Annotated in this window: 23 protein-coding genes and 2 tRNA genes; 12 read left to right on the plus strand and 13 right to left on the minus strand. The window is 57.6% G+C overall.

The genetic code is table 11. The annotated features are described in order from the left end of the window. Positions 1-40 precede the first annotated feature (40 nt). A tRNA-Glu gene (locus tag ACR0M2_RS02770) sits at positions 41-115 on the plus strand. Positions 116-138: 23 nt separating this feature from the next. Further along, positions 139-213 (plus strand) — tRNA-Glu (locus ACR0M2_RS02775). 9 nt (positions 214-222) lie between these two features. Here the strand turns inward: ACR0M2_RS02775 and ACR0M2_RS02780 are convergent. From ACR0M2_RS02780 to ACR0M2_RS02810, 7 genes are read right to left on the minus strand one after another with little or no spacing between them, the layout of a single operon-like run. Further along, a complete protein-coding gene (locus tag ACR0M2_RS02780) occupies positions 223-2,064 on the minus strand; it encodes a V-type ATP synthase subunit A (RefSeq protein ID WP_480703979.1) in 1,842 nt (613 codons plus the stop codon). Then, positions 2,061-2,753, minus strand: a complete 693-nt coding sequence (locus ACR0M2_RS02785; protein ID WP_480662243.1) for a hypothetical protein — start codon at positions 2,751-2,753, stop codon at positions 2,061-2,063. Before ACR0M2_RS02785 ends, ACR0M2_RS02780 begins: the two co-directional genes overlap by 4 nt. Position 2,754: 1 nt before the next feature. Then, positions 2,755-3,432 carry a hypothetical protein gene (locus ACR0M2_RS02790; protein WP_480703980.1) on the minus strand — a complete coding sequence of 226 codons (678 nt, stop codon included), beginning with the start codon at positions 3,430-3,432 and terminating at the stop codon, positions 2,755-2,757. Next, positions 3,432-3,875, minus strand: coding sequence for an ATP synthase subunit C (locus tag ACR0M2_RS02795; RefSeq protein ID WP_170348235.1), 444 nt, complete (start codon positions 3,873-3,875; stop codon positions 3,432-3,434). The genes ACR0M2_RS02790 and ACR0M2_RS02795 overlap by 1 nt, the downstream gene beginning before the upstream one ends. After that, positions 3,872-5,668, minus strand: a complete 1,797-nt coding sequence (locus ACR0M2_RS02800; RefSeq protein WP_480703981.1) for a V-type ATP synthase subunit I — start codon at positions 5,666-5,668, stop codon at positions 3,872-3,874. Before ACR0M2_RS02800 ends, ACR0M2_RS02795 begins: the two co-directional genes overlap by 4 nt. Then, positions 5,665-6,270: a V-type ATP synthase subunit D gene (locus ACR0M2_RS02805; RefSeq protein ID WP_480703982.1), complete on the minus strand. Its 606-nt coding sequence runs from the start codon at positions 6,268-6,270 to the stop codon at positions 5,665-5,667. The genes ACR0M2_RS02800 and ACR0M2_RS02805 overlap by 4 nt, the downstream gene beginning before the upstream one ends. Further along, entirely contained in the window at positions 6,248-7,609 is a 1,362-nt protein-coding gene (locus tag ACR0M2_RS02810; RefSeq protein WP_480703983.1) for a V-type ATP synthase subunit B, read from the minus strand. Before ACR0M2_RS02810 ends, ACR0M2_RS02805 begins: the two co-directional genes overlap by 23 nt. A 243-nt stretch (positions 7,610-7,852) precedes the next feature. On the opposite strand from ACR0M2_RS02810, the gene ACR0M2_RS02815 reads away from it, so the two are divergent. The 8 genes from ACR0M2_RS02815 (at position 7,853) to ACR0M2_RS02850 (ending at position 15,417) form a co-directional block, all read left to right on the plus strand. Next, complete coding sequence (locus ACR0M2_RS02815; protein WP_170348231.1) at positions 7,853-9,592, plus strand: ABC transporter substrate-binding protein; 1,740 nt, start codon at positions 7,853-7,855, stop codon at positions 9,590-9,592. Positions 9,593-9,676: 84 nt separating this feature from the next. Then, positions 9,677-10,726, plus strand: coding sequence for an ABC transporter ATP-binding protein (locus ACR0M2_RS02820; protein WP_170357763.1), 1,050 nt, complete (start codon positions 9,677-9,679; stop codon positions 10,724-10,726). Position 10,727: 1 nt separating this feature from the next. After that, on the plus strand, positions 10,728-11,804 hold the full coding sequence (locus ACR0M2_RS02825; protein WP_480703984.1) for an ABC transporter ATP-binding protein: 1,077 nt from the start codon (positions 10,728-10,730) through the stop codon (positions 11,802-11,804). Then, positions 11,801-12,664, plus strand: coding sequence for a carbohydrate ABC transporter permease (locus ACR0M2_RS02830; RefSeq protein WP_170348228.1), 864 nt, complete (start codon positions 11,801-11,803; stop codon positions 12,662-12,664). Before ACR0M2_RS02825 ends, ACR0M2_RS02830 begins: the two co-directional genes overlap by 4 nt. Next, positions 12,661-13,458 (plus strand): carbohydrate ABC transporter permease, encoded by a 798-nt coding sequence (locus ACR0M2_RS02835; RefSeq protein WP_155139158.1) that lies wholly within the window; start codon positions 12,661-12,663, stop codon positions 13,456-13,458. Before ACR0M2_RS02830 ends, ACR0M2_RS02835 begins: the two co-directional genes overlap by 4 nt. Positions 13,459-13,466: 8 nt before the next feature. Further along, positions 13,467-13,871, plus strand: coding sequence for a DUF2160 domain-containing protein (locus ACR0M2_RS02840; RefSeq protein ID WP_170348227.1), 405 nt, complete (start codon positions 13,467-13,469; stop codon positions 13,869-13,871). Positions 13,872-13,937: 66 nt separating this feature from the next. After that, positions 13,938-14,333 carry a BlaI/MecI/CopY family transcriptional regulator gene (locus ACR0M2_RS02845; RefSeq protein WP_170348226.1) on the plus strand — a complete coding sequence of 132 codons (396 nt, stop codon included), beginning with the start codon at positions 13,938-13,940 and terminating at the stop codon, positions 14,331-14,333. Next, positions 14,320-15,417: a M56 family metallopeptidase gene (locus ACR0M2_RS02850; RefSeq protein ID WP_226688631.1), complete on the plus strand. Its 1,098-nt coding sequence runs from the start codon at positions 14,320-14,322 to the stop codon at positions 15,415-15,417. Before ACR0M2_RS02845 ends, ACR0M2_RS02850 begins: the two co-directional genes overlap by 14 nt. Positions 15,418-15,422: 5 nt before the next feature. On the opposite strand, the gene ACR0M2_RS02855 is transcribed toward ACR0M2_RS02850, so the two are convergent. Continuing rightward, positions 15,423-16,826 (minus strand): MATE family efflux transporter, encoded by a 1,404-nt coding sequence (locus tag ACR0M2_RS02855; RefSeq protein ID WP_480703985.1) that lies wholly within the window; start codon positions 16,824-16,826, stop codon positions 15,423-15,425. A 311-nt stretch (positions 16,827-17,137) separates the two neighbouring features. Between ACR0M2_RS02855 and ACR0M2_RS02860 the strand changes: the two genes are divergently transcribed. Then, positions 17,138-17,602: a putative molybdenum carrier protein gene (locus ACR0M2_RS02860; RefSeq protein ID WP_170409275.1), complete on the plus strand. Its 465-nt coding sequence runs from the start codon at positions 17,138-17,140 to the stop codon at positions 17,600-17,602. Between the two features lie 29 nt (positions 17,603-17,631). Here the strand turns inward: ACR0M2_RS02860 and ACR0M2_RS02865 are convergent, their stop codons facing one another. Together ACR0M2_RS02865 and ACR0M2_RS02870 are read right to left on the minus strand one after the other, a co-directional pair. After that, entirely contained in the window at positions 17,632-19,167 is a 1,536-nt protein-coding gene (locus ACR0M2_RS02865) for a trimethylamine methyltransferase family protein (RefSeq protein ID WP_480703986.1), read from the minus strand. Next, entirely contained in the window at positions 19,164-20,516 is a 1,353-nt protein-coding gene (locus ACR0M2_RS02870; protein ID WP_170348222.1) for an MmgE/PrpD family protein, read from the minus strand. The genes ACR0M2_RS02865 and ACR0M2_RS02870 overlap by 4 nt, the downstream gene beginning before the upstream one ends. Before the next feature lie 247 nt (positions 20,517-20,763). Here ACR0M2_RS02870 and ACR0M2_RS02875 point away from each other — a divergent pair, with 247 nt between their 5' ends. Beyond that, complete coding sequence (locus ACR0M2_RS02875; RefSeq protein ID WP_480703987.1) at positions 20,764-21,642, plus strand: LysR substrate-binding domain-containing protein; 879 nt, start codon at positions 20,764-20,766, stop codon at positions 21,640-21,642. Between the two features lie 13 nt (positions 21,643-21,655). Here the strand turns inward: ACR0M2_RS02875 and ACR0M2_RS02880 are convergent, their stop codons facing one another. The 3 genes from ACR0M2_RS02880 to ACR0M2_RS02890 all read right to left on the minus strand — a co-directional run bounded on the left by ACR0M2_RS02880 (position 21,656) and on the right by ACR0M2_RS02890 (position 24,269). Further along, positions 21,656-22,672 (minus strand): D-cysteine desulfhydrase family protein, encoded by a 1,017-nt coding sequence (locus ACR0M2_RS02880; RefSeq protein ID WP_480703988.1) that lies wholly within the window; start codon positions 22,670-22,672, stop codon positions 21,656-21,658. A gap of 10 nt (positions 22,673-22,682) precedes the next feature. Next, positions 22,683-23,417 (minus strand): TSUP family transporter, encoded by a 735-nt coding sequence (locus ACR0M2_RS02885; protein WP_170409264.1) that lies wholly within the window; start codon positions 23,415-23,417, stop codon positions 22,683-22,685. Positions 23,418-23,528: 111 nt separating this feature from the next. Then, positions 23,529-24,269: an aspartate/glutamate racemase family protein gene (locus ACR0M2_RS02890; RefSeq protein ID WP_480703989.1), complete on the minus strand. Its 741-nt coding sequence runs from the start codon at positions 24,267-24,269 to the stop codon at positions 23,529-23,531. Between the last annotated feature and the right edge of the window lies 1 nt (position 24,270).

Consider the following 24,270-nt stretch of genomic DNA (forward strand, 5'->3'; position numbering starts at 1 on the left):
GTCCGGGCGAAACCGTAAAAGGCCCTCCACAAGCCAGCGTGGCCCGTTCGTCTATCGGTTAGGACGCCAGGTTTTCAACCTGGAAAGAGGGGTTCGATTCCCCTACGGGCTACCACTTGTGCTTGCGCCATACCAAATGGCCCGTTCGTCTATCGGTTAGGACGCCAGGTTTTCAACCTGGAAAGAGGGGTTCGATTCCCCTACGGGCTACCACTTCCCTATTTAGACACCAAACTTCTCGCGGCACAGATTTTGTATCTGCCCCCAAGTCGACTTGAATTCCGGTGTGTTTTCCTCCGCATAGTGAAAGTTCTTCATCAATCCTGTGACCTGCGTAAACACCTGCCGAACCTCGGCCTTGTCAGCGAACTCCGCAGTTGATTTGGTCACGTCGTAGACCAGCTTGAAGGTCATTTTCTGACGTTCCAGCGGCACCGTCGCGTCCACTTTGTCAAACGCGTCCTGCTGCAGATAAACCATATCCACAAACAGCGCTTTTTGCTGGGTTACGAAATCTTGGATCGTGACGCCCTCTTCCCCCGTCACCTGCATCATCTGATCGACCTGTTCGCCTTTTTCGATCAGGGCCAGCAAATCGCGGACCTTGCCGGTCCAACCCGGTTCGGCGTTTTTGTCGTACCAGTCGGACAATTGATCCGTATAGCGCGACCAGCTAAGCATCGGATCGACCGCAGGATAAAACCGCTTGTACGCGCGTTCCGAAGACAGGCCGAGGAAACATTTCACTGTGGACAGGGTAGACTGTGTGACCGGCTCGTCAAAGTTGCCGCCGGCGGGCGAGACGGTTCCGATAAGCGTCAGACTGCCCAATTCGCTGTCATTGGTTTTCATTGCTCCGGCACGCTCATACAGTCCCTTGATCGAGCTTTCCAGATAGGCAGGAAAACCCTCTTCGCCCGGGATTTCTTCAAGTTTTCCGGATGTTTCGCGCATCGCTTGCGCCCAGCGGCTGGTACTGTCGGCAATCAGCAACACGTCATAGCCCATCTGTCGATAGTATTCGCCCAGCGTAATACCGGTGAAGATCGAGGCCTCGCGCGCGGCAACCGGCATGGACGACGTGTTGCAGATGATGATCGTACGATCCATCAGACTGCCACCCGTGGTTGGGTCGGTCATCTTGGGAAACTCGTGGATCGTCTCAACCACTTCACCCGCACGTTCGCCACAGGCTACGACAATGACGATATCCACCTTGGCATTGCGCGCGATCAGGTTTTGCAGAACGGTTTTGCCCGCCCCAAACGGCCCAGGAATACAGGCCGTCCCCCCGCGTGCGATGGGAAAGAACGTGTCGATCAGGCGCTGAGAGGTCAGGACCGGTTCGGTCGGATACAACCGCTCGGACAGCGTGCGTTTCAGAATGCTTTCCGATAAAGGTCGCCGCACTGGCCATTTCTGGCATAAGGTCAGCGTGTGTTCGCCGCCTTGCTCATCTTCCAGACGGGCCACTATGTCGTGGATCGTGGCCGCGCCTTTTTGTACCCAGATGACCTTGTAATCGCCCATCCAGTTAAACGGCAGCATGATCTTGTGGGTGAAATGTCCCTCGGGGACCGTTCCGATGCTGTCACCGGCTGTCACCGTATCCCCGACCTTGATCGAAGGGCTGAACGACCATTTTGCCTGATCGTCCAGCGGAGCGACATCGGCCCCGCGGGGCAGGAAGGTGCCAAAATCAGCCGCTACTTTGGGCAAAGGCGATTGCAACCCGTCGAACACCTGCCCCAACAAACCCGGCCCCAGCTCGACCGACAGCAATTGGCCAGATTGTTCGACCGGGTCGCCCACGGCAACCCCGTCGGTGCTTTCATAGACCTGCACATCCGCCGTATCACCACGCACCCGCAGCACCTCGGCCTTCAGGCGTTCCTGCCGCCCACCTGGCCCGGGGCGTGTTGGCAGAATAAAGACCACTTCGTTCTTGACCAACTGCCCGGGTTGCCCCGAGGCGTCATGGTTGGCCCGTATCTGCACCAACCCCTCTTGCACCGAGACGACACGGGCGGTGGCGGTCTGTTCGGCAGAGGTTGGGGCGGTCATGCGTTAGCTCCGTCAAAATTGATATCGGCGACATTAGCCATGGCCTGCTGGGCCAGATGCTCAAATCTTTTGGCCGCCTCCTGCGCATTGCTTTGCGCCCAGCGGTCGAAAATGTTCCAGATCAGCACGTAGATCACCACTGCTTCGAAATCGAAATAATGGCGGGCAGCGTGGCGTTTCAGTTGCTTGTGGCTGACCGACAAGAGCAGCCGCTCCAAGCCCAAAGGATCTGCGGCGTCCAATAGTTGCTGGGCCTCCTTGATCCAAGGCATCGGACCTTCCAATCGAAAGCTCGGGTCGTTCCAATTGGCAGGGATATGGCGGACCCAACGCCCCATACCGAACGATCCGGCAGGTGGGCTGACCCCCTGTTTGCGCAGGCGCAGCGCGGCCACTACAGTACGCAAGTCCATCCGCTCAATAAGCATCTTGCGCAAGGTGGGCTGCGAGATATCGTGCAACGCCTCGTTGCAGCGCCCAATGGCCTGCGCGTCGGTTACCCCGATGTCGTAGTCGCCCCAGTTCAAAGCATGCTCCAACACCTTCAAAACGCGCGCATCCTCGGGTGTCAGCGCCGTTAAACGCCGATCCAGCCGCAACCGCGACAAGGGCGGCTGTTTGGCGACAAACAACCGCTCCGACCCCGGTAAGCTGCTGATCAGCGCGATATAGGCGTCAGGGTTTGGCATTCTAACGGATCACCCCCTCCAGAACGGCCCGGAAACGCGGCTGTAGATGCTCCATCAGCAACGAGGCCACCGCTTTATCCGTCAGACCCAAAGCCACGCCTTGATCGTCTGCCCGCACCTGTATGCCACCCTCGGCATCATCCGAGGCGTGCAGTTCGACCTGCTCGCGCAGCATTTCAGCGGTCAGACCCAGTACGTATTTGGTAAGCTTGCCAGATTGGATATCGTCGGCATTCTGTTTGATATCCTCTTGCGTGGCGATCTTCGCGGGCAAAATGACTTCTACCTTTCCGTCCAGATTGGCGCCTTCTGCCGCACGGCCCACAACTTCGAGTATCATCTGCTTCAGCAGGTCTGGATCAGCCATTTCCTTGGTGACCAGACGTTCGACATCTTCGCGGAAGCGGTCCGTCAGCCCGGCTTTCATGGTCAGCACCGCATCCCGCATGGCAGTGTTCAGCGCCTCTTCGCCCGCTGCACGGTAGTTGTCAGAATCCGTGCGGGCCTTCTTTTGATACGCGTCCGCCTCGCGTTTGGCGTCGGCCAGAATCTTTGCCGCTTCGGCCTTGGCATCGGCGCGCAGTTTATCTGCATCCGCCTGGCCAGCGGCCACCCCATCGTTGCGCAACTTGTCGATCAGCGCGTCAACACCGTGAGAGATCATGCCATCCTGTGCCATCAGCTTATCCCCGCGCTGATGACCAAGGCAAAGACGAAGGCGAAAACGCCAAAGCCTTCGATAATCGCGGCCGGTGCCAACGACAGCCCGAAGATTTCCGGCTTTTCCTTGGTTGCATTGATCGCTGCTGCACAGGCCCGGCCCTGCCAGATACCGCAATACATCAAGGCGATGCCCGACAAGATGCCGATCCCGAACAACCCGCCCGCATTTTCAGGCGTCACCTCACGGTTCAGGGTGAACATGATGACGATGCCATAGATCACCATGGTCGACGGAAAGGCCGAAACGCCGACGAACCGGCCATAGCCCCCCTCGGTCTCGGTCATGGCGCCGATGCTGGCCATACCAGCAATGGAGCAGCCAATGGCGCTTGCCGCCGCCCCCAGTGCCATCGGTGCGTAAATCCCCAGCCAACCCAATGTAAGAACAAGCTCATTCATTCCTGAACCTCCTTGCGGGCAAACGGGCGAAAGACGATGCCTTCATCCGGCAAACCCCATTTGAAAAATTCGATGTAATTAAGACGCAGCCCGTGGACGACGCCGCTCATCATCGCGAGGGCGAAGTTCAGGGCGTGACCGACGATCAGGATCAGCAGAGCGAACAGGATGCCGGGCCCCTTCAGCGCGTGCATCACTGACACCGCCAGATCGTTGAATGTGATCGCCAGCGAGGCTGAGGCCAAGCCCAGCGCGAACAGGCGCATATAACTAAGGACGTCACCAAACGCCCCCATCGCTCCGGCCAGGGCTTGGATGCCGCCAATCAGACGCCATAACCAATCGATTGGCTTGTTGATCTGGCGATCGCTGGAAAACCAAAGGATCGCCAGAACACCCACGCTAAGGATCACCGCACCGGGTGTTACAGAGTTTCCCTTCATATAGCTGAGCCACAAAACAAATCCGCCAATCAGTGCAGCGATCCAGCCCAGATTGGCAATCGCCTTGCGCTGACCCCAGGCGGCTTGGGCGGCCAGTGCATTGGCCAGCACCAGATGCAGAACTCCCACAACGATCGAGACCATCATCATGGCACCAAAATTGTTCAGATCGAGCAGTTTCACCTTGGCGAGGATCGACCCTTCCGGCGGTGACACACCGAAAAAACTGCCCACCAGAACGCCATATACAATCGTCGCGCCCGAAATGATCAATCCGTACCGACGCCATGATTTCTGCCCTGCAGTTCCGTCCATTCGTTTCCAAAACAGCAGCAAGCCCAGCAATATGATCGCGCCGTACCCCGCATCAGCCACAATCATGGCAAAGAAGAACGCGAAGGAAACGGCGACGATGACGCTTGGGTCCCAATCCTTGTAACCCGGCACTTGATAAAACAGCGCCAAATCTACGGCAGCGTTACGTTTTTCCGGCTGCTCCAACAGCGTGGGTGGCGAGTCTTTGGGGCCTGGGTCCTCGATCAGAATCGCGGCGTCCTTACCCTTCGCCATGTCCAACACGGCATCAACGCGATCTTCTGGCACCCAGCCCTGAAGGGCAAACATCTCCTCTTCGTCGCGCACTTTCTGCGTCGCATGGGCAAGCTCTGCTGCGCTCTCGGCCACCGAGAGGTTACGCCGCATCAGCGTCAAGTAGCGGGTCTGGGCGACCCGTTCGGCCTCAAGCGCTTCGATGGCAATTTCTGCCTCTTCCAACTGGGCTTCCAGCTCATGAATGGGCAGTGACCCCGTATGGGTGCGTGGCACTGGCAGAATGTCGCCTGCGGGCTCATCCGACGAGATCAGAACGGCATAAATAAACCGATGATCCTGCTCCAGAATCGCCCAGGGCAGCGTCAGGTCATTCAAAGCATCTCGACGCTTTAACGGCAGTTGGTAGAACCATAGCCGGTTGCCCGCCAGAACGTCATCGGGCGGAAAATCCAGATCGCCCCACGGTCGCACCTTCGCAATGCGATCGGCCAGAAAATCCCGCCTGTCTGTCATGTCGCGGCTGCGCTGCATCAGGTCGCGCACATCCTTGACGAACTGATCCATATTAAAGTCCGTGTCGCGCTGAATTTGGCGGCGTGGCTCAGGTACATCTGTCAGGAAACGCAACGCCTTATAGGCATCTCTTGCACCGCGCGCGCTGATCTTTTCCGGCTCAGATGGTGGCGGGGCCAGTGGCAATACATGCATGCACCCCAGTGCTTGCAACGCCTCAATCGTTTCGGTTTTCTGCGCTGCCCGTCCTACCAGCGAGAGCTTTTTGAGACGCGCAATACTCATGACGCCGCCTCTTGCGCATGTTTGCGCTTGGAGATTTTCGAGCGGACGACGGCCTGCATCTGCTCATCACTCAGGTAGATGCGGATCTTCTTGATATTGGCCTTGGCGCGCGGGATCAGAACCTTTTCGAACAGGTTCACCCGCTGCGTGATCGTGGCAACAGCCTTGTCGAAAATCCTGACCCTCTCCTCGGCTACTTTGACCCGCAGGCGCGCCTCGATCATGTCATGCAGCAACTGCGCCGCGGCATCCACCCAATGGGGTTTTGCCAACAGCGAATAGGGGCGCACAGCAACCTCGATCCGGTCCAGATCAGGCATCTTGACGCCCACCACGTTGACCTCTTTGATCCTGTAGTCTTTCAGTTCCACCAGCCCGTCCAGATCGACGCTTTGCTGTGCCAGCATTGGCAGCTTTGCCCCTACCTGCTGGGCCAGCTCTTGCACCTCGCCCTCTAGCCGTCTCACCTCCTCACGGGCTTTTACACGTTCCGCCATCAATTGCTGGCGCTTGAGGTCCAGTGACGGCAGGAACCGCTCATAGCTTTTCAGTTGCGTCTGCTCGCGGGCGAGCGACGATTTATTCAGCTGCAACCGCGCCATCGGCATCCTTTGGGAAATATTTGTCGACCAGAGCTTGCTTCATCAGCAATTGTTCTGGGGCAAAACACTCAGCCAGCGTTTTCCAGCCCAGATCCAGCGCATCCTCCAGCGAGATCGAGACGTTGATATCCATAAATCGCTTACGGAACAGCGCGCCAAATTTCAGCAGTTGGTGATCGTAATCCGACAGGTCAAAGGCCATCGCCTGCTTCTGCGCGGCGTCCCGGCTTTCCGAATAAAACCGGATCATCGTGTTCATAATCTGCCCGTGGTCTTCGCGGGTCGTCTTACCAACTACATTTTGCTTGAGGCGCGACAGGCTGCCGAACGGGTCGATCACACCCGAATGCAGGTAAATCTGGCCTTCGGTGATATAGCCCGTGTTGTCCGGCACCGGATGGGTCACGTCATTGCCTGGCATTGTCGTCACGGTCAACACGGTGACCGACCCGCCCTTGGCGTAATCACACGCCTTTTCGTACCGGCGCGCCAACTGCGAATAGAGATCACCCATATATCCGCGCTGCGATGGAACGCGTTCCTGACTGATCCCCACTTCTTTCATCGCATCGGCGAAAGCGGTCATGTCAGTCATCAGAACCAGCACGCGCTTGCCCTCTTCCACCGCGAATTTCTCGGCCACGGCCAATGCCATATCCGGCACCAATAAGCGTTCGACCAGAGGGTCCATCGCCTGATTGACGAACATCACGGTGCGCGAGAACACGCCCGCATCCTCAAAGGAGGTGCGGAACGTGTAATAGTCATCAAAGATCAATCCCAGCCCGCCAAACACCACGATATCGGCATCCGCCTGAATACCGATTCGGCTGAGAAAGGCGTTGAACGGCTCACCTGAGACCGAGAAAATCGGGATTTTCTGGCTTTCGACAAGCGTGTTGAACACGTCGATCATCGGCACATCCGTGCGGATCATCTTGTTGGGAACCGCACGCTCGGCCGGGTTTACGGTGGGACCACCGATGTCGATGCGCGGCTCGGCAGTCAGGTCGGGTCCGCCGTCGATCGCCACCCCCGCCCCGTCGAACACGCGCCCCAAAATGTTGGCCGAATAGGGCGTCTGCATTGGGTGGCCAAGAAAGGTCGCCGTCGCCTCGGTGGATATGCCTTTGGTGCCCGAGAACACCTGCAACGTCACCACGTCCCGATCAATTAAGATCGCCTGAGCCAGAGTTTTGCGGCCATCCACCGTCTCGATCACCGCCAGATCGTTGAAGCGAACGGCTGGGTCGCGCGCGCCATCAATCGGCACCCGAACCTTGATCGTGTCACCGACAATTTCCAGAACACGCGTGTACTTCAACAGGCTTCGGGACATCACTTACCCCCATGCGTCAAAGAGATTTTCAGTAAATTCGCCACGGTGGTCAGTGGCATTTTTTATAATTGTAAGGACAGCTTACAACGAATTCAGAAATTGGCAACCGAGGATAAATCAACCCTTCGAAACCGGCGGAATTATCATTTACTAAAAATTTAGTTTGACAGGTGCGCAGAAAATCGCTGATGCTGTCGGTCATCCGGTTAGCGCCGGACAACCATAATTTTTGGGAGGAGACAGATGCGGAGACATCTACTTTCCGCAGTGGCGGCGGCTGCCGTCATTGCGGGGCACGGTCCCGTTTGGGCCGACGAAGCCGCAGCACAACGTTGGATCGACGACGAATTCCAGCCATCGACCTTGTCGAAAGACGAACAGATGTCGGAAATGCAGTGGTTCATCGAAGCTGCACAGCCTTACGCTGGCATGGAAATCAACGTCCTGTCCGAAGGCATCCCGACACATTCTTACGAATCCGAGGTCCTGACCAAGGCGTTCGAGGAAATCACTGGCATCAAGGTCAACCACCAGATTCTCGGTGAAGGCGAAGTGGTTCAGGCGGTTCAAACCCAGCTGCAGACCGGCCGGAATCTGTATGACGGCTATGTCAACGACAGTGACCTGATCGGCACCCACTCGCGCCTGCAACTGGCCTATCCGCTGACCGATATGATGGCTGGCGATTGGGCGGCGACAACTTCGCCGACGCTGGATCTGGATGACTTCATGGGCATTCAGTTCACCACCGGTCCGGACGGCAAGCTGTACCAGCTGCCTGACCAGCAGTTCGCGAACCTTTACTGGTTCCGCAAGGACTGGTTCGACGACGAAGCCAACAAAGCCGCGTTCAAAGAAAAGTACGGCTATGACCTGGGTGTTCCGGTCAACTGGTCTGCTTACGAAGACATCGCCGAATTTTTCACCAATGACGTGAAGGAAGTCGACGGAGTGGCGATCTATGGCCACATGGACTACGGCAAACGCGCACCTGACCTTGGTTGGCGTATGACCGATGCGTGGCTGTCAATGGCCGGTGCCGGTGACGTGGGCGAGCCCAACGGCATTCCGGTTGATGAGTGGGGCATCCGCATGGAAGCGGGCACTTGTAACCCCGTTGGTGCGTCGGTATCACGCGGTGGAGCTGCAAACGGCCCGGCTGCGGTCTATGCGATCCGCAAATGGGATGAGTGGCTGCGGGCATATGCGCCTCCGGGTGCGGCGTCCTATGACTTCTACCAGTCGCTACCAGCGCTTAGCCAAGGCAACGTCGCCCAGCAGATCTTCTGGTACACCGCCTTTACTGCCGACATGGTGAAGCCGAAATCCGAAGGTAACAACACCGTGGATGACGAGGGTACGCCGCTGTGGCGGATGGCACCCAGCCCGCACGGCCCCTATTGGGAAGAAGGCCAGAAGGTTGGTTATCAGGACGTGGGGTCTTGGACCTTCCTGAAATCGACCCCTGCGGATCGTGCTCAGGCGGCTTGGCTCTATGCCCAGTTCGTGACCTCCAAGACTGTCGATGTGAAGAAGTCCCACGTGGGTCTGACCTTCATCCGCGACAGCTCGGTCAATCACGAGTCCTTCACCGAGCGCGCACCCAAGCTGGGTGGTCTGGTCGAGTTCTATCGCTCGCCTGACCGTGTGGCATGGTCGCCCACCGGCATCAACGTGCCGGACTATCCGAAGCTGGCCCAGATCTGGTGGCAGCAGATCGGTGACGTGAACTCGGGTGCGTTTACCCCGCAAGAGGCGATGGATCGTCTGGCTGAAGAGATGGACATCACCATGGCCCGTATGCAGGCCGCGGACGAAAGCGCCGGTGTCTACGGTGGTTGTGGTCCACGCCTGAACGACCCGCAGGATCCTGCCTTCTGGCTGGAAAAAGAGGGTTCGCCAAAGGCCAAGCTTGAGAACGAAAAACCGCAAGGCCAGACCGTCAACTATGACGAACTGGTTCAGCGCTGGCAGGCTCAATAGACCATTGAAACCCCGGGGGTGCCGGTTCAGGCATCCCCACCCCAAAGACCAGTGCGATGCACTGAAGGACCGGAACTCACGGACATGATCGAATTACAAGATGCCACCAAACGGGTTGGCAACGTCATCCATATCAAACCCACCAACCTGACGCTGCAAACGGGCCATTTCAACGTGCTGTTGGGCGCGACGGGCTCGGGCAAGACCTCTCTGATCAAGATGATGGCCGGGCTGGACCCGATCGCCTCGGGCAAGGTTCTGATGGATGGGCAGGATGTGACACGGCTGAACACGCAAAAGCGTCAGATCAGCTTGGTACACCAGTTCTTCGTGAACTACCCGCATATGAGTGTTTTCGACAATATCGCCTCGCCCCTGCGCGTGGCTGGTATGGCGCAATCCGAGATCGAGGGCCGCGTGGAAGAGGCCGCCGATCTGCTGCAATTGCGCCCGATGCTTAACCGTCGCCCGCATGAGCTGTCGGGCGGGCAACAACAACGTACCGCGCTGGCCCGTGCCATCGCGAAAGAAAGCCGCGCCGTGTTCCTGGATGAACCGTTGGCGAACCTTGACTACAAATTGCGCGAAGAGCTGCGCGAACAATTACCAGACCTGTTTGCAGGTCGAGGTGCCGTCGTGGTTTATGCCACCTCGGAACCAGAAGAGGCCTTGCTGTTAGGTGGGTACACCGCTCTGATGGAAGACGGCCACGTTACTCAGTTCGGCCCAACCGCTGATATCTATCGCAATCCCGAAAACATCGCCGCTGCGCGGGTGTTCTCGGACCCGCCAATCAATGTGGCTCGAGTCTCGGTCACTGGCGCTCAGGCGCAACTGGCGGGCGGGGGCGGCTGGACCGTTACGGATATGGCTGATGGAGAATACATGGTTGCTGTGCGTCCGCACCGAGTAACCCCGGTCCGCACCTCGGACGCAGATGTGGAACTGACCGGTCGTGTGATCGTCACTGAACTGTCCGGTTCCGATTCCAGCGCGCATTTCCAACATGGGGATGAAGCGTGGGTCTCGCTGGCTGCCGGTGTGCATCCCTATCAGGTCGGTGAGGATCACAGCTTTTACATGAACCCGGCGCATTGCCGGTATTTCGGCCAAGACGGCAAAAGGGTGGCCTGACATGGCACAGATCAAGCTTTCAAACCTGCGACACAGCTATATGCCAACGCCAAAAGGCCCGGAAGATTACGCGCTGAAGGAAATCGATGTGACCTGGCGCGATGGTGGGGCCTACGCGCTGCTCGGCCCGTCGGGCTGCGGCAAGTCCACTCTGCTGAACATCATCTCGGGTCTGTTGACGCCGTCCGAGGGGCAGATTCTGTTCGATGACCGCGACGTCACCTCCCTGCCCCCCGATCAACGCAACATTGCGCAGGTGTTCCAGTTCCCGGTGATCTACGACACGATGACGGTGGGTGAAAATCTTGCCTTCCCGCTGAAAAACCGCGGCGTGGACCCAGCGACAATCAAACGTCGCGTGGATGAGATTGCCGAAATGCTGGACGTCACGGATATGCTCAACACCCGCGCATCGGGCCTGAGCCCTGACAACAAACAGAAAATCTCGATGGGGCGCGGTCTTGTGCGCGATGATGTAAACGCGGTGATGTTTGACGAACCGCTGACGGTGATCGACCCGCATCTGAAATGGAAACTTCGGTCAAAGCTGAAAGAACTGCACCAGCGCGTGCAGGCCACGATGATCTATGTGACCCACGACCAGACCGAGGCGCTTACTTTCGCGGACGAAGTCGTCGTAATGCAGGAAGGCGAAGTGGTTCAGATCGGCACTCCAGTCGAACTGTTTGAACGCCCCCAGCACACATTTGTCGGACACTTTATAGGTTCACCCGGTATGAATGTCCTGCCCTGCGAGGCCAAAGGCGACCGCGCCGTGTTCGAAGGCCACGAGGTGATGCTGGAAGGTCCCACCCTTGGTGACGGAGGCCGTACACACCTGGGAATCCGCCCTGAGTATGTGGGTTTTGGGGACACCGGCATCCCGGCGCATGTGACCAAAGTGGCCGATATCGGCCGCCACTTTGTTGTCAGTGCGATGGTCGGGAACACGGCCCTTAAGGCTGTGACCGAACACAACGTGCCCGAGGCCGGATCACAAGTCTTTCTGCAATTTAAACCTGAACAATCCCGCGTCTATCGCGACGGCTGGATCGCAACCGAGGAGCGGGTGCAATGAGAACCGAAAACCAAAAGGCATGGTTCTTTGTCTTGCCCGTTCTGGCGCTGGTCGCGTTCAACGCGCTGGTGCCGATGATGACCGTGGTCAACTACTCGGTGCAGGAAACCTTCGGCAACAACCAGTTCTTCTGGGAAGGTCTTGGTTGGTTTGAACAAATCCTGCGATCTGACCGATTCCAGGCCGCACTAGGGCGGCAGTTTCTGTTCACCTTCCTGATCCTGATCATCGAGGTCCCGCTGGGTATCATCGTGGCCCTGTCAATGCCACGCAAAGGGTTCTGGGTGCCGGTTTGTCTGGTGCTTATGGCGCTACCGATGCTGATCCCGTGGAATGTGGTCGGCTCGATGTGGAATATCTTCACCCTGCCCCAGATCGGCCTGCTGGGTTACTTTCTGAATGACGTTTTGGGCATCAATTATGACATGACCCAACAGCCAATCTCGGCTTGGATCACTGTCGTTGTCATGGATGTCTGGCACTGGACCTCGCTGGTGGTCTTGCTGTGCTATGCGGGGCTCGTGTCGATCCCTGATGCGTACTACCAAGCGGCCAAGATCGACGGTGCCACCCCGTGGTCGGTGTTCCGCTATATCCAGTTGCCCAAGATGAAAACGGTTCTGACCATCGCAGTCTTGTTGCGGTTCATGGATAGTTTCAACATCTACACCGAGCCATTCGTTCTGACCGGCGGCGGCCCCGGCAACTCGACCACCTTGCTTTCGATCGACCTTGTGAAGATCGCGCTGGGGCAGTTTGACCTTGGTCCTGCGGCCGCGATGAGCCTGATCTATTTCGCCATCACGCTGCTTGTGTCGTGGCTATTCTACACTCTGATGACAAAGGATGACGCAGAATGAAAAAGCGTTCCATCATCCCGATCCTCTATATCGCGTTCCTGATGCTACCGATCTATTGGCTGGTGGCGATGTCCTTCAAGACCACGAATGAGATCCTGTCGGGTTTTTCCCTGTTTCCCCAGACCTTTACGTTGGAAAATTACATCACCATCTTCACTGATCCAACATGGTATTGGGGCTACATCAACTCGATCACCTATGTGACTCTGAACACGGTTCTTTCTGTCTGCGTGGCATTGCCTGCAGCCTATGCGTTCTCGCGCTATCGGTTTCTGGGTGACAAACAGCTGTTCTTCTGGCTGCTGACCAACCGTATGGCCCCAGCGGCGGTCTTCGCCCTGCCGTTCTTCCAGCTTTATTCGTCGATCCACCTGTTCGACACGTATCTGGCCGTGGCGCTGGCCCACACCCTTTTCAATGTGCCGCTGGCGGTTTGGATTCTGGAAGGCTTCATGCGTGGCATCCCGAAGGAACTGGATGAGACGGCTTATGTCGATGGCTATTCCTTCCCGCGTTTCTTCGTGACCATCTTCCTGCCTAACATCAAAGCGGGCGTGGGCGTCGCAGCGTTCTTTTGCTTCATGTTCTCATGGGTTGAGATGCTGCTGGCCAAAACCCTGACCGCGGTCGAGGCCAAACCTATCGCAGCCGTGATGACCCGCACCGCGTCCAGCGCGGGGTATGAGTTGGGCCTGCTGGCCGCCGCCGGAACGCTCACCATCATCCCCGGCGCCATCGTCATCTGGTTTGTCCGCAACTACATCGCGCGTGGTTTCGCGATGGGTCGTGTATGAGGTTCGAAATGCGAAAATTGCTACTCATCCTTCCCTTCCTGCCCTCGACGGCTTTTGCACAGGCTCAGGCCGGATGGGGCAATGTCGGCCAGCAAGAGGAAAAAGGCTTTTCCTGGACCGCACCCCTGTGGCCCGATTTCTGGATGGCCTGGACCCCGGCCACATTGGCCGTATTCGTAGGCATCTTTTCGGCCATTGCTCTGATCGGCGTTCTCGAAGGTTTCAAGTACCGCGACGGCATCGAACGACGAGGTGTTTTAGGCCTGACTACCACGCTGGGCGACCGGCTGTTCATCACCCTGCTGGGATCAGCCTATATCTTTCTGGCCTGGCTTGGTCTGGTGGGTCAGCCGGTCTGGACACCACTTTTTCTGTCCGTCGGCTGGGGCATCTTCGTCTTCTGGAAAGTTTAAGCTTTGCGAAACAGCGAAAGGATGCTTGTCTGTCAGGCATACTAAAAAATGCGACACGAAAGACCGATGCGAAAGAAAAAAACAACAAACCTGCTGACCGAAGTAGAACTTGAGTTCATGAACGAGCTCTGGGCGCTGGGTCAGGGCTCGGTCCGTGACGTGCTTGATCGCCTGCCAGCCGAACGCAATCTGGCCTATACATCTGGCGCCACCATCCTGCGTATTCTCGATGAAAAAGGATTTGTCGAAAGCCGCAAGGATGGAAAGACGCTGATCTATACGCCGCTGCTGGAGAAGGACAGATATCAGGCGCGGTCGCTGCAAAACCTGTCGCGGACCCTGTTCGACGACACGCCCGCCACACTGGTCGCGCGTTTGGTTGACGACGCAGGGCTCAGCGAAGCCGATCTGGAGGAAATTCGAGCACTGGTAGAGAGGAGACTGCAAAATGACAGCGGTTAAACCGGTTCTCGACGCGTATCTGGAATTGAATCTGGTCCTTGGGTTAGCCGCGCTTGTGTGGCTGGCAGCCCGAGGCATTCTGTCCAGAACATCCTTCAGCCACGGATTTGTGGCGCAACTGCGCGCGCTCAAGGCGCTTTGCCTGTGCGTCGTCCTCAGCCCCGTTCTGGCATTGGGTGTGTCCGTGCTGGCCACTCACACCCCGGCAAAAGGCACTGTAGCCATCGGTGACATCGCCGTGGCGGCTTATCTGCGTGGTGACATTGCCATGCCAGCCACCCAGTTCGAAGCTTTGCTGAACACACGCCAGCGTTGGGTCGATGTGTTGTTCAGCGGGGATCACCCCGTTGTTTTGGTGATCCTTGCGCTGCTGGCGCTGGCAGCGTTGATTTATACCCTGCGCGTCATCCGCGACGGGCTGTCGATCCGCGAGACAGTGAACACCAGCTTTCTGTGGCGACGCTCTGCCAAGGTGGACATTCGCCTGTCCGACCGTATCGCCGTTCCCTTTGCTGTGCGCGGCCTGCGTCGACGCCATGTAGTGCTGCCCAGCCATCTGCTGGATTCCCCGCACGAAATGCGCTTTGCCCTTGCGCATGAGCTGCAACACATCCGCGCCGGTGATGTAGAGTGGGAGCTGGGGTTCGAACTGCTGCGCCCCCTTCTGTTCTGGAACCCCGCCTATCTGGTCTTGAAATACCAGTTCGACCGCCTGCGTGAGTTGGCCTGTGATCAATCGGTCGTTGCCCGCAAAGGCATCGACACGCAGGATTACACCAGCTGTCTTTTGGACTATTGCGCCCGAACAGTTGTGCGCGGCAGCCCGCGTGTGCTGAATGTTGCTCTGGTTACGGGAGGCAAAGCTAAGCGGGTTCTGCGGCAACGCGTAATCGCACTGGCCGATGCGCCTTCGGTTAACTCATCTATGCCGTTCATGTTCCTAGGCCTGACCATCTTGTTTGCACTGGTGCTGGGCCTCGGTGCCGCTTCGATCCAACAGACCGAGGATTGGAGCCACGACCGGCTGATGCTGTCGACTGTCGTCAACCTAGAACGGCTAGAGGCGCGCAATCAGGGCAACTGATTGATCTACCAACCTCGCCGCCCAAACAGCGCCTGCAATCGGGTCTGCCCGGCAAACGGGTCCATCGGTTGCGGCGTAGCCAGTTTTGATACGACCCGGCGGACCAGAACCCAGCAGATCCCCGCAAAGATCACGCCACCCAAAGCCTGCCCCAGCAGGACCCCCGGTGCCCCTGCGATATAGGCACCGGCCACAGCAAAGGGCCATGTGCCCAAAGTATGCCGCCCCCAATTCACCCAAGTCGAATACACAGGGTGACCCAAATTGTTGAAACTGGCATTCGCAACAAAGATCACACCGTTAAAGAACGACGCCAAGGCCAGCGGCCCGCAAAACAGGTAGATCAGTGTGCGCGTTTCCCCCTGCGCCTGAAACAGATCGGCAATCGGCGCGCGCAATAAGAATAGGGTGACGGCCATCAGGCAGACATAAACAGCGGTGAATTTGACCCCGGCCAGAAAACTCTGCTTTACGCGGTCGAACTGCCCCGCCCCGAAATTCTGCCCGACAATAGGTCCGATGGCCCCGGACAGGGCAAAAATGACCGAAAATGCCACGGGCAATAGCCGCCCGATCACGGCCATGCCAGCCACCGCATCCGTTCCGAACTGTGCAATCTCGCGAATGACGATGGCATTACCAATGGGGGTGGCGATATTGGTCAGAACGGCAGGTACGGCAATTGCGCTGACCGGACGAATATCCGCCCCAAGCTGCTGCAAAGAGGGCCGACCAAACCCGCGGTGTACCCGCACCGCCGGTCTGACCGTCGCGATCAACATGCAAATACGCGCAATCACCGATGCGATGGCCGCCCCATCCAGCCCCAGCCCGACAGCAAAAATTAGGATCGGGTCCAGCACGGCGTTTGCCACACCACCATAAATCGTGGCCAACATCGAACGCCGGGCATCTCCGTAAGCGCGCAGAACCGCCATACCGGTCATCGCCACAGCCATCACCCACATGGTTGGCAAAATGATCGAGGTATAGCGGGCAGCCAACCGCAGCACCTCGCCTTCTGCGCCCAGAAGCGACAGAAAGAACGTCAGATTGAACAGGACGATTACAGACACGATTAACCCGACGACGGCGCCCAGAACGGCCACACTGGTGCCAAATTGGCGGGCTTGTTCGTGCCGCCCGGCGCCAAGTTCCCGAGCGACTAGGGCCCCTGCCGCAATCGAAAGGCCAACATTCACCGAATTGGTGAAGAACAAAAGCGTCCCGGCATAGCCAACAGCTGCGGCCAGCGCATCGTTTCCCAACATCGAGATGAAAATCATGTCGACGAAATCAACGGCGAAAATTGCCATAAGACCAATACTGGTGGTCAAGGACATCCGGGTCACGTGCCCCATCAGGCTGCCCGTCAGAAAGACCGCCTTGTTGTCAGATTGTATCGCCATGCCATATTAGCCTTTTTGAATGCGGGCACTTCTCTGGTTCTGTTGCGGGAACTGCCCGGTAAGCCCCCAGTTCCTCTTGCACTACCTGAGAGCCGTACAGGAACTGCAGGACAAATTCGGACCACTCTGACCGTACGGCATTTGCGTCCAAGGCGACAAACCGACCTTCAGGTGACAGTTTGACGATCCCATGAACCGCTCAAAATCCGTCTCGCGCAAGGGGTGAATACCTCCAGCCCTTTGAATTTCGCCGGTTTGCGGTACCCCGGCAACCTGACTAATCTAGACCACAACAAATAGGGGCGTGGGTCATGAAAATTGTCTCAGGTGGACAGACTGGCGTAGATATGGCTGCTTTGGAGTTCGCACGCCAAAACGGTTTTGCATACGGTGGCTGGGTCCCCAAAGGGCGCATGAACGAGGATGGAAGGATTCCGGCCCAATTCGACGGTCTGACCGAAACGCAATCCGAAGACGTTGTGGAACGCACTCGCTGCAATGTCTTATCGAGCGATGCTACCTTGATCTTTGTGGATGGCTCAATCAGCCCCGGCACGCAGCAAACTATTGTTTTCGCTGAAGAAGCTGGAAAGTTACATCTGACCGTCGATGTCAGAAAAGGAATAGCGACCAGTGCCGCGCATGTCAGTGAGTGGCTGCAGGCAAACCCGGTGTCGGTTCTGAACATCGCCGGCCCCCGTGCCTCGGAAGCACCACAAATCGGGGCGCAGGTCCGGGCGGTGCTGGATCGGATTTTGAGTAAACTTAAGAAGTGAAATCCAAGGGTTAGTTTCGTCGCTCATTCTCATGGAAAATACCTGCCAATCTCGGGAAATCGCTGCGCTATGTCGGTTGCTGTTTTTGCCCCGAACACGGGCGTTGAATCACCGGCAAGAATTGCGTCGGTCTGGGCGCGTGCGGCATCGATCAGGCTGGGTGATCCCGCATCCGACCACGCCTGTGGCGTCGTCCGATCCGCAAGTGCGGGATAGTAATAGTCGCTTTGCATACGGCCCAGGGTTTGACTCGCGCCCAGAAAATGCCCCGGACCTTTCAGGCACATGTCGCGGATCACATCGAAGGCGAGCGCATCCTCAGTGATCTCAAACCCGCGCGTCGCACGCATCACCGATCCAATCAGGTCGTTATCCAGGACAAAACTTTCCTTGCTCGCCGCCAGAAGTGAGCCGTACATGCCAGCGGCTTCGTAAATCAGATTGGCCCCCGCCAACGCGCTGAGCAATTCGGTGATGCCCTTTTCATACCCTGCCTGAAAGTCTGGCAGCTTGCTGTCCGTCATCCCCGCGCTCACCGCACAGGGAATGCCATAATATTGCGCCATCTGCGCACAGGCCGCCATCAGCACGCCCTGCTCGGCACTGCCACCGGACATCGCGCCGGTGCGTAGGTCGCTGACAAAGGGCAAGGCACCAAATAACGCCGGGTGCCCGGGATTCAGCAGGTTCAGATAGACCAACCCGGCTAGAACCTCGGCCGTTTGCTGAGCGACAGCGCCCGCCAAAGGCGCGGGGCTTGTCGCACCCGCCTGCCCTGCCGACACCAGTTTTAAAGGTGTCCCGGTCTCGGCTGCGCATTCGATTATTCCCAGTGCTTCGGCAGCAAAAGTCAGGGGCGGCACGACAAAACACGTGGAAACACAGCAGAACGGCCTTGCCCGCCAAGCCGCTTCGCCGCCCGCAATCATATGGAACATCTCAATCGCCTCACGCATTGTTTCGGCAGAACTGAAGGACGTTCCGATTGGCTTGGCGGTACCCGCTGCGCAGGCGAAGGCCATGCTCATCTCCATTGCATGCGGGTCAGGAATATCCCGGGCGACCACGGTGCGCTGAAACATGTGGATATTCGGCAGCGCTTCGGCCAACCGCGCCATGTCGTGCAGGTCCTTCAGCGTGCTGTCGCGCACCTCACCTGTCGCGCTGTCGACGATATGGACCGCCGCGCCCGAGGTACCAAGGTGGATGCGCGTACCGCTGGGATCAAGGTCGTATTCCGGCCGTTGACCGTACAACGTGAAACCTCGGCCAACCGTTGTTAACACTTGCTCCACCAACTTGGACGGAAACAAAAGCCGACCAGCATCCGAAACCAATCCCCCGGCAGCAACGACGGTGTCGACACAGCGGGGCGTCGCGTTGGCCATGCCAATCTCGGCCAGAATGCGAAGTGTGGTTTTGTGGATGGCCGCAATCCCCTCAGTTGAGATTGGGCGATATCGCCCACCTTCGATGCCCGGCCAGATCGCGGTGGTTGGGCCAGTTCCCGCCCCACCCTTTCGCTGAGCTTTGCGGGCGGCCCGTCCTGATCTTACGCGGCTCATGCGTATTCTCCCTGACGGCAGAACAACGAGGACACGGCAGGTAGCTCGGGCCAGATCCGCAACTTTTCGACCCAGCTTTCGGGCACTGGCCCGGTATTGGCCGCAAACTTCTCCCAAAGCTGTGATTGTGACATCGGCGACTGCGGCGCACCTGTGGGAAAGCTGCAGCTTTCCTCGATGATCTGCCCATCTTGGAACGTCACCACAAGCCGGTCTGGGTCCTTGGCCGAATAGTTTTGACCGGACTGATTGGGCGCAAAAGCATGCACGCGAGACTTGCCAATCAGGCGTTCAATCATCGGCTTCTTCCACGCCTGCTGCGTGAGATCGGCATGCGTCAAATTACCATTTACCAACCCCATGGCCGCTACAAATGGCAGGCTGAACAGAGCCTCTGGGATGGACCTGGGTTGCACGAATGGCAGCACGGCGGCGTGAAAATCGGGCACATAAAGGTCAATCGCGGTGATCTTCGTCGGATCAATCCGGCCATAAACGCGACGTGCGCAGGTCATGATCCGATGGGTATACCCGCAGCTTGGCCAGGGTTTCAGAACCAGCCCGTATTCGGCCAGAGCGTATCCCGTTCCCAGTTTGCCCAGCGCCGCCTGCAACCGATCAGGCACAAGCCCGCCCATCAAAACCGCCTGCCCCCGCTCATGATCCAGCACATGTGCTTGACCGGTGACACCGGCGCGAGCCAAACAGGCGGCCTCGACCCCTGCTCGTGCAGCGAACCCCGCCTGAACCGGCTTGGCATTAGAGCCGAACTGACAGGTATATCCACCAATCGCACTGATTGAGAGAGACATCGCATGGGTCGTTTCCGATGCGTCCAGCCCCATCAATCGCGCGCAAGCTGCAGCAGCGGCCGGAGCCCCAAAAGTCGCGGTAGAATGCCAGCCAGCGTCGTAATGTTCGAAATTCAACGCCTCACCCAGACGTGCGATGACTTCGAACCCCGCCAGATAGGCTTGCGCCAGATCACGACCCGTTGCCCTGGACCCCATGACGGCAAGCATCGCGGGAAATAAAACAACGGTCGGGTGCGTGTTGCCGGGCAGTTCCCAATCGTCAAAGTCCAGCGCGTGTCCCGCAACTGCATTCAGAAACGCGGCATGCGGGCGCGAGGTTGTCATTTTGGCACCCAACACCTCAGTTCTGCCTTCCACTGACATAGCTTGCACCGCTGCGCGTGTTTTGCAGGCCACTTCGGTTCTTACACCTGCCAGAATGCAGCCCAGCGTATCGATCACCCCATCGCGCAGCACGGCCAGGGTATCCGGGTCGGGCATAAGCGGATCGTCGACCACAAAGCGGGCCAACCGACAAAGGGCGGGTCGGGTCATGGCACACCTTTGTTTAACAGGATGACACCCGTGGTTTTCATTCAGAAAAACCTTCATCCGGCGTCTGGCACGGCGGATCCAATGCTTCGGCCTGCATCCGTGATTGCGGATCACTATGAACTGCTATCTGCACTTTCATGACGCACCTCATTCTTGGAATGCTGTTATTCTTCAAGAATGCTAATTCTGCTTGTTTTTTCCGGGAAGATCGAAAAACCTTATACTCGACATTCCATTGAGGAATGATATGGCCGCGCCAAATTGGAAACTACTTACTGCTTTTGAGGCAGCTGCACGACACCGCAGCTTTACGCGTGCCGCGCAAGAACTGAATGTTCAGCAACCGGCGATCAGCCGCCGCGTTGCCGCGCTTGAAACGGAACTTGGCGTCAGACTGTTAAATCGGACCCGCCCCAACGTCTCATTAACACGCGAAGGCGAAGTTCTGTTCCGCGCCGTTGCCAGCAGCATTCTACAGGTTAGCAGCGCGGCAGAACAGATTTGCCGCCGTCCGGACAAAGATGTTGTCACCGTCAACACCACCATCGGCTTCGCCAGCTGTTACTTGATGAAGCGCCTGCCCGCCTTTCGTACCGCGCATCCCGAAATCTCGGTCGAGTTGATTTCCCGGGACCAAAACAACGCATATGGGCCTGATGCCGACATCATCATTGCGTTTGACCAACCGGACAGGTTGCCGGGGGTCAGGCACCGCCTGATCTTTCAGGAAACCATGGTTGCAGTGGCGCATCCTGAAGTCGCGAACACCATCCTTGACACCCCGGCGGCCCTGGCGCAAAGCCCGCTTCTCCATCTTACAATGGGCAATCACACCGACGACTGGAATACGTTCTTCGCAGATACTGGCCTTACACCGCCCCCGCCAGTGTCCGAGCGGAAATTCACTAGCTTCATGGTCTACCTGCAGGCTGCTTTGAACGGGGATGGTGTGATCCTGGGATGGCAAACACTGTTGCAGGACCATTTTGACCTTGGGCAATTGACGCCGGTGACGTCACGGCGCCTAAATACTGAACGGGGGTACTTCGTGTGCCTGACAGAGCGCGCGCAAAGCAATGCGGCTGCTTTGAAAATTATGGATTGGCTTGCAGACGCCACCCCATAAGCAGCAGGCCGTCTTACTGCAGGCTGCCCAACAACTCGCTTTGGTAACCAAACAGCGCAGGCAATCCGCCGGTATGCAGCATGACAACCTTCTGTCCTTGTTGAATTTTCCCTGTTTCAACCAAATGCAACAGCCCCGCAAAAGTCTTTGCGGTATAAACGGGATCAAGGAATATTCCTTCTGTCCGGGCCATCTTTTGCAATGCGGCTTGTGTCTTGGCGCTCAACTTTCCGTAACCCGGGGGCAAGGCCTCGTCCATAACCTCAATTCTGTCTTTCAGAGGGTCCGCTTCGATGCCCAGCAAATCTGCCAGCTTTTGCAGGACAGTTTCCATGCGCGCATGCTGTTGGGTTTTGTCGCGACGCACGCAGACACCGAAGACCGGCGCGGACACCTCTGACAGCGCGACGCCGGTTAGCAAGCCACCATGTGTCGCCCCACTGCCCGACGGCACGACAACCGCATCAAAATCACGCATCTGCTGGCACAGTTCCTGACCCGCTGCGACATACCCCAAAGCACCCAACGGAGGGTGATGTAGCCCCAGATGAATGACGTAAGGCTTGCGCCCCTGTGCCTTTAACTCATCCGCGCGCGCATGCAGGGCTGCATCTGCGCCGGCTTCGTCCTCACCCAGAGGATAGCTCATGTGTTCCGCGCCGAGTATTTTGGCCAACAGAACATTCCCCGAGGTGTAATAGTCGGGGGCCATGTCTGGCACACGCTCTTCCAATTGCAGGACCGACTGCATGCCCAACCGTGCAGCTGCTGCGGCGGCGGAACGCACATAGTTGGATTGGACGGCACCTGTGATCAGAATAGTATCAGCGCCTTGCTGTATGGCGTCACCGAAATAGAATTCGAGCTGCCGTGTCTTGTTTCCCCCAAAACCAAGCCCCGTCAGGTCATCGCGTTTCAGCCACAGATCAATGCCCAGTTCGTTGGACATTTTGTTCAGGCGCTCCAGCGGCGTTGGACCGGACATGAGCTTAGCGCGTGGGAATTGGGCCAGTATATCAGTGCGTGTCATCATTTGCCCCTCAGAGATAAGCCATCGCATAGGCACGTTGAAAGAGAACACAGCAAGCAATCAGCGAAACCAGCCGAATTGCTGCAGTGATAAGTGGTTGCGGCAAGTACGGGCCGATGGCGCGGCCGATCAGGCTACCGACCAAAGTAACCGAAGCGAACGCCCACAACTGCGGCCCGAACGGGTTTGTCTGCACCGAAGACAAGCTATGCAGCAAGAACGCGATGCCATAGGCGACCAGAGCAATGGGTTGGACCAGCTTTGCGACTTCCTTGGCCTGATGACCTTTCGCAATCAGACCGAACACCATCAGGGGCCCGGGCGTCGCTGCCCAAACGGTTGCAAGCCCGGATAACCCTGACACGGCTGAGAAACCCGCCGTACCAATGGCGCGGTGAAACGGGATAAGGGTTGTAATCAACCCGGTCAGTAGCAAGCAGGCCGTCAGGGTCAGAACGAACACTTCGCTTAGAAACGGGTAGATTGCCAAGCCAGCGATCACACCGACAAGGCACCCGGCAATGCCGATGAGGATTGTCTTTCGTTCGATCGCAAGGATGCGCCGGTCAGTGGCGACCACGGACACAATGGTGTTCAACAGCAATAAAACGGGCACGGCTGTCGAGGTACCCAACATGATCATCATTGGCGGGCCTGCAATGATGCTGAACCCGATCCCTACCCCGACCTGAAGTACTGCGCCTAAGCAGATGGCGACCATCAGGATGGATAGTTCGACAGACACTTCCACACCCCCTTGGTCATTGTCACCCCTTGCAAGGATTGGCATATCCGTAATTGCAGACCGGGGTCCATGCCTTTCCGATATGGCACGAAGCGCCTGGCCTGCAGATTTTTACGTCCAGGGCATGATCCCGGAATACGCGCTGCGCGTGGCAACGGAATGCGCCATCTGAGCCAATGTCGTCAGATCAAATACTGGCAGCTGAAGTTCTTGCTGAATCCGCGCGGCGTAGGGCGGCAGATCGGTGCATTCCAGAACGATGGACCGGATGTCAGGCGACTGCCGTTTCAGGTTGCGCACTGCATCCATCAATTCGGCCTCGATCAGATCGGTGTCCATACGGGTTCTTGTGTTGCGCAGGATCACTTCGGCGAATTCACTGGTGTGCTCCAACCCTTGTACGACGACGGGAATACCAGCCGCTCCGACGCCTTCGAAATGCCGGTCCGTCAGTGCCGATGCATCTGCGGTCACCACGCCCACCGGCGCCTTGGCTCCGGTCATGTGAAAGGCCAGAGGCACCTGGATCAGGCTGGACGCAAATACAGGGACAGACACTGCAGCCGCCAATTCCATTTGAAACAGGGCCAGGAAACCACAGCTGCCCGTTATGGCCCGCACGCCCTCGGCCTCAAGCCGCTGCGCACCTTTGATGAATGGGTCAAGCAGCTCGGGTGTGGGGTTGTTCAGCAGGGTCGGGACAGTAACGCCGTCGATCATTTCATAAAGGACCGGAAACGGCAGGCTGGACGGATTCTTGATATGCCCCGGAGGTTTGGGGAAATAGCTCTCAAGACAAAGAACGCCTATTGAGGCCCCACAGATATTCTGACCGCCTTCATAAATCGGCATG

The organism is Ruegeria sp. BE10 (genome assembly GCF_056538905.1).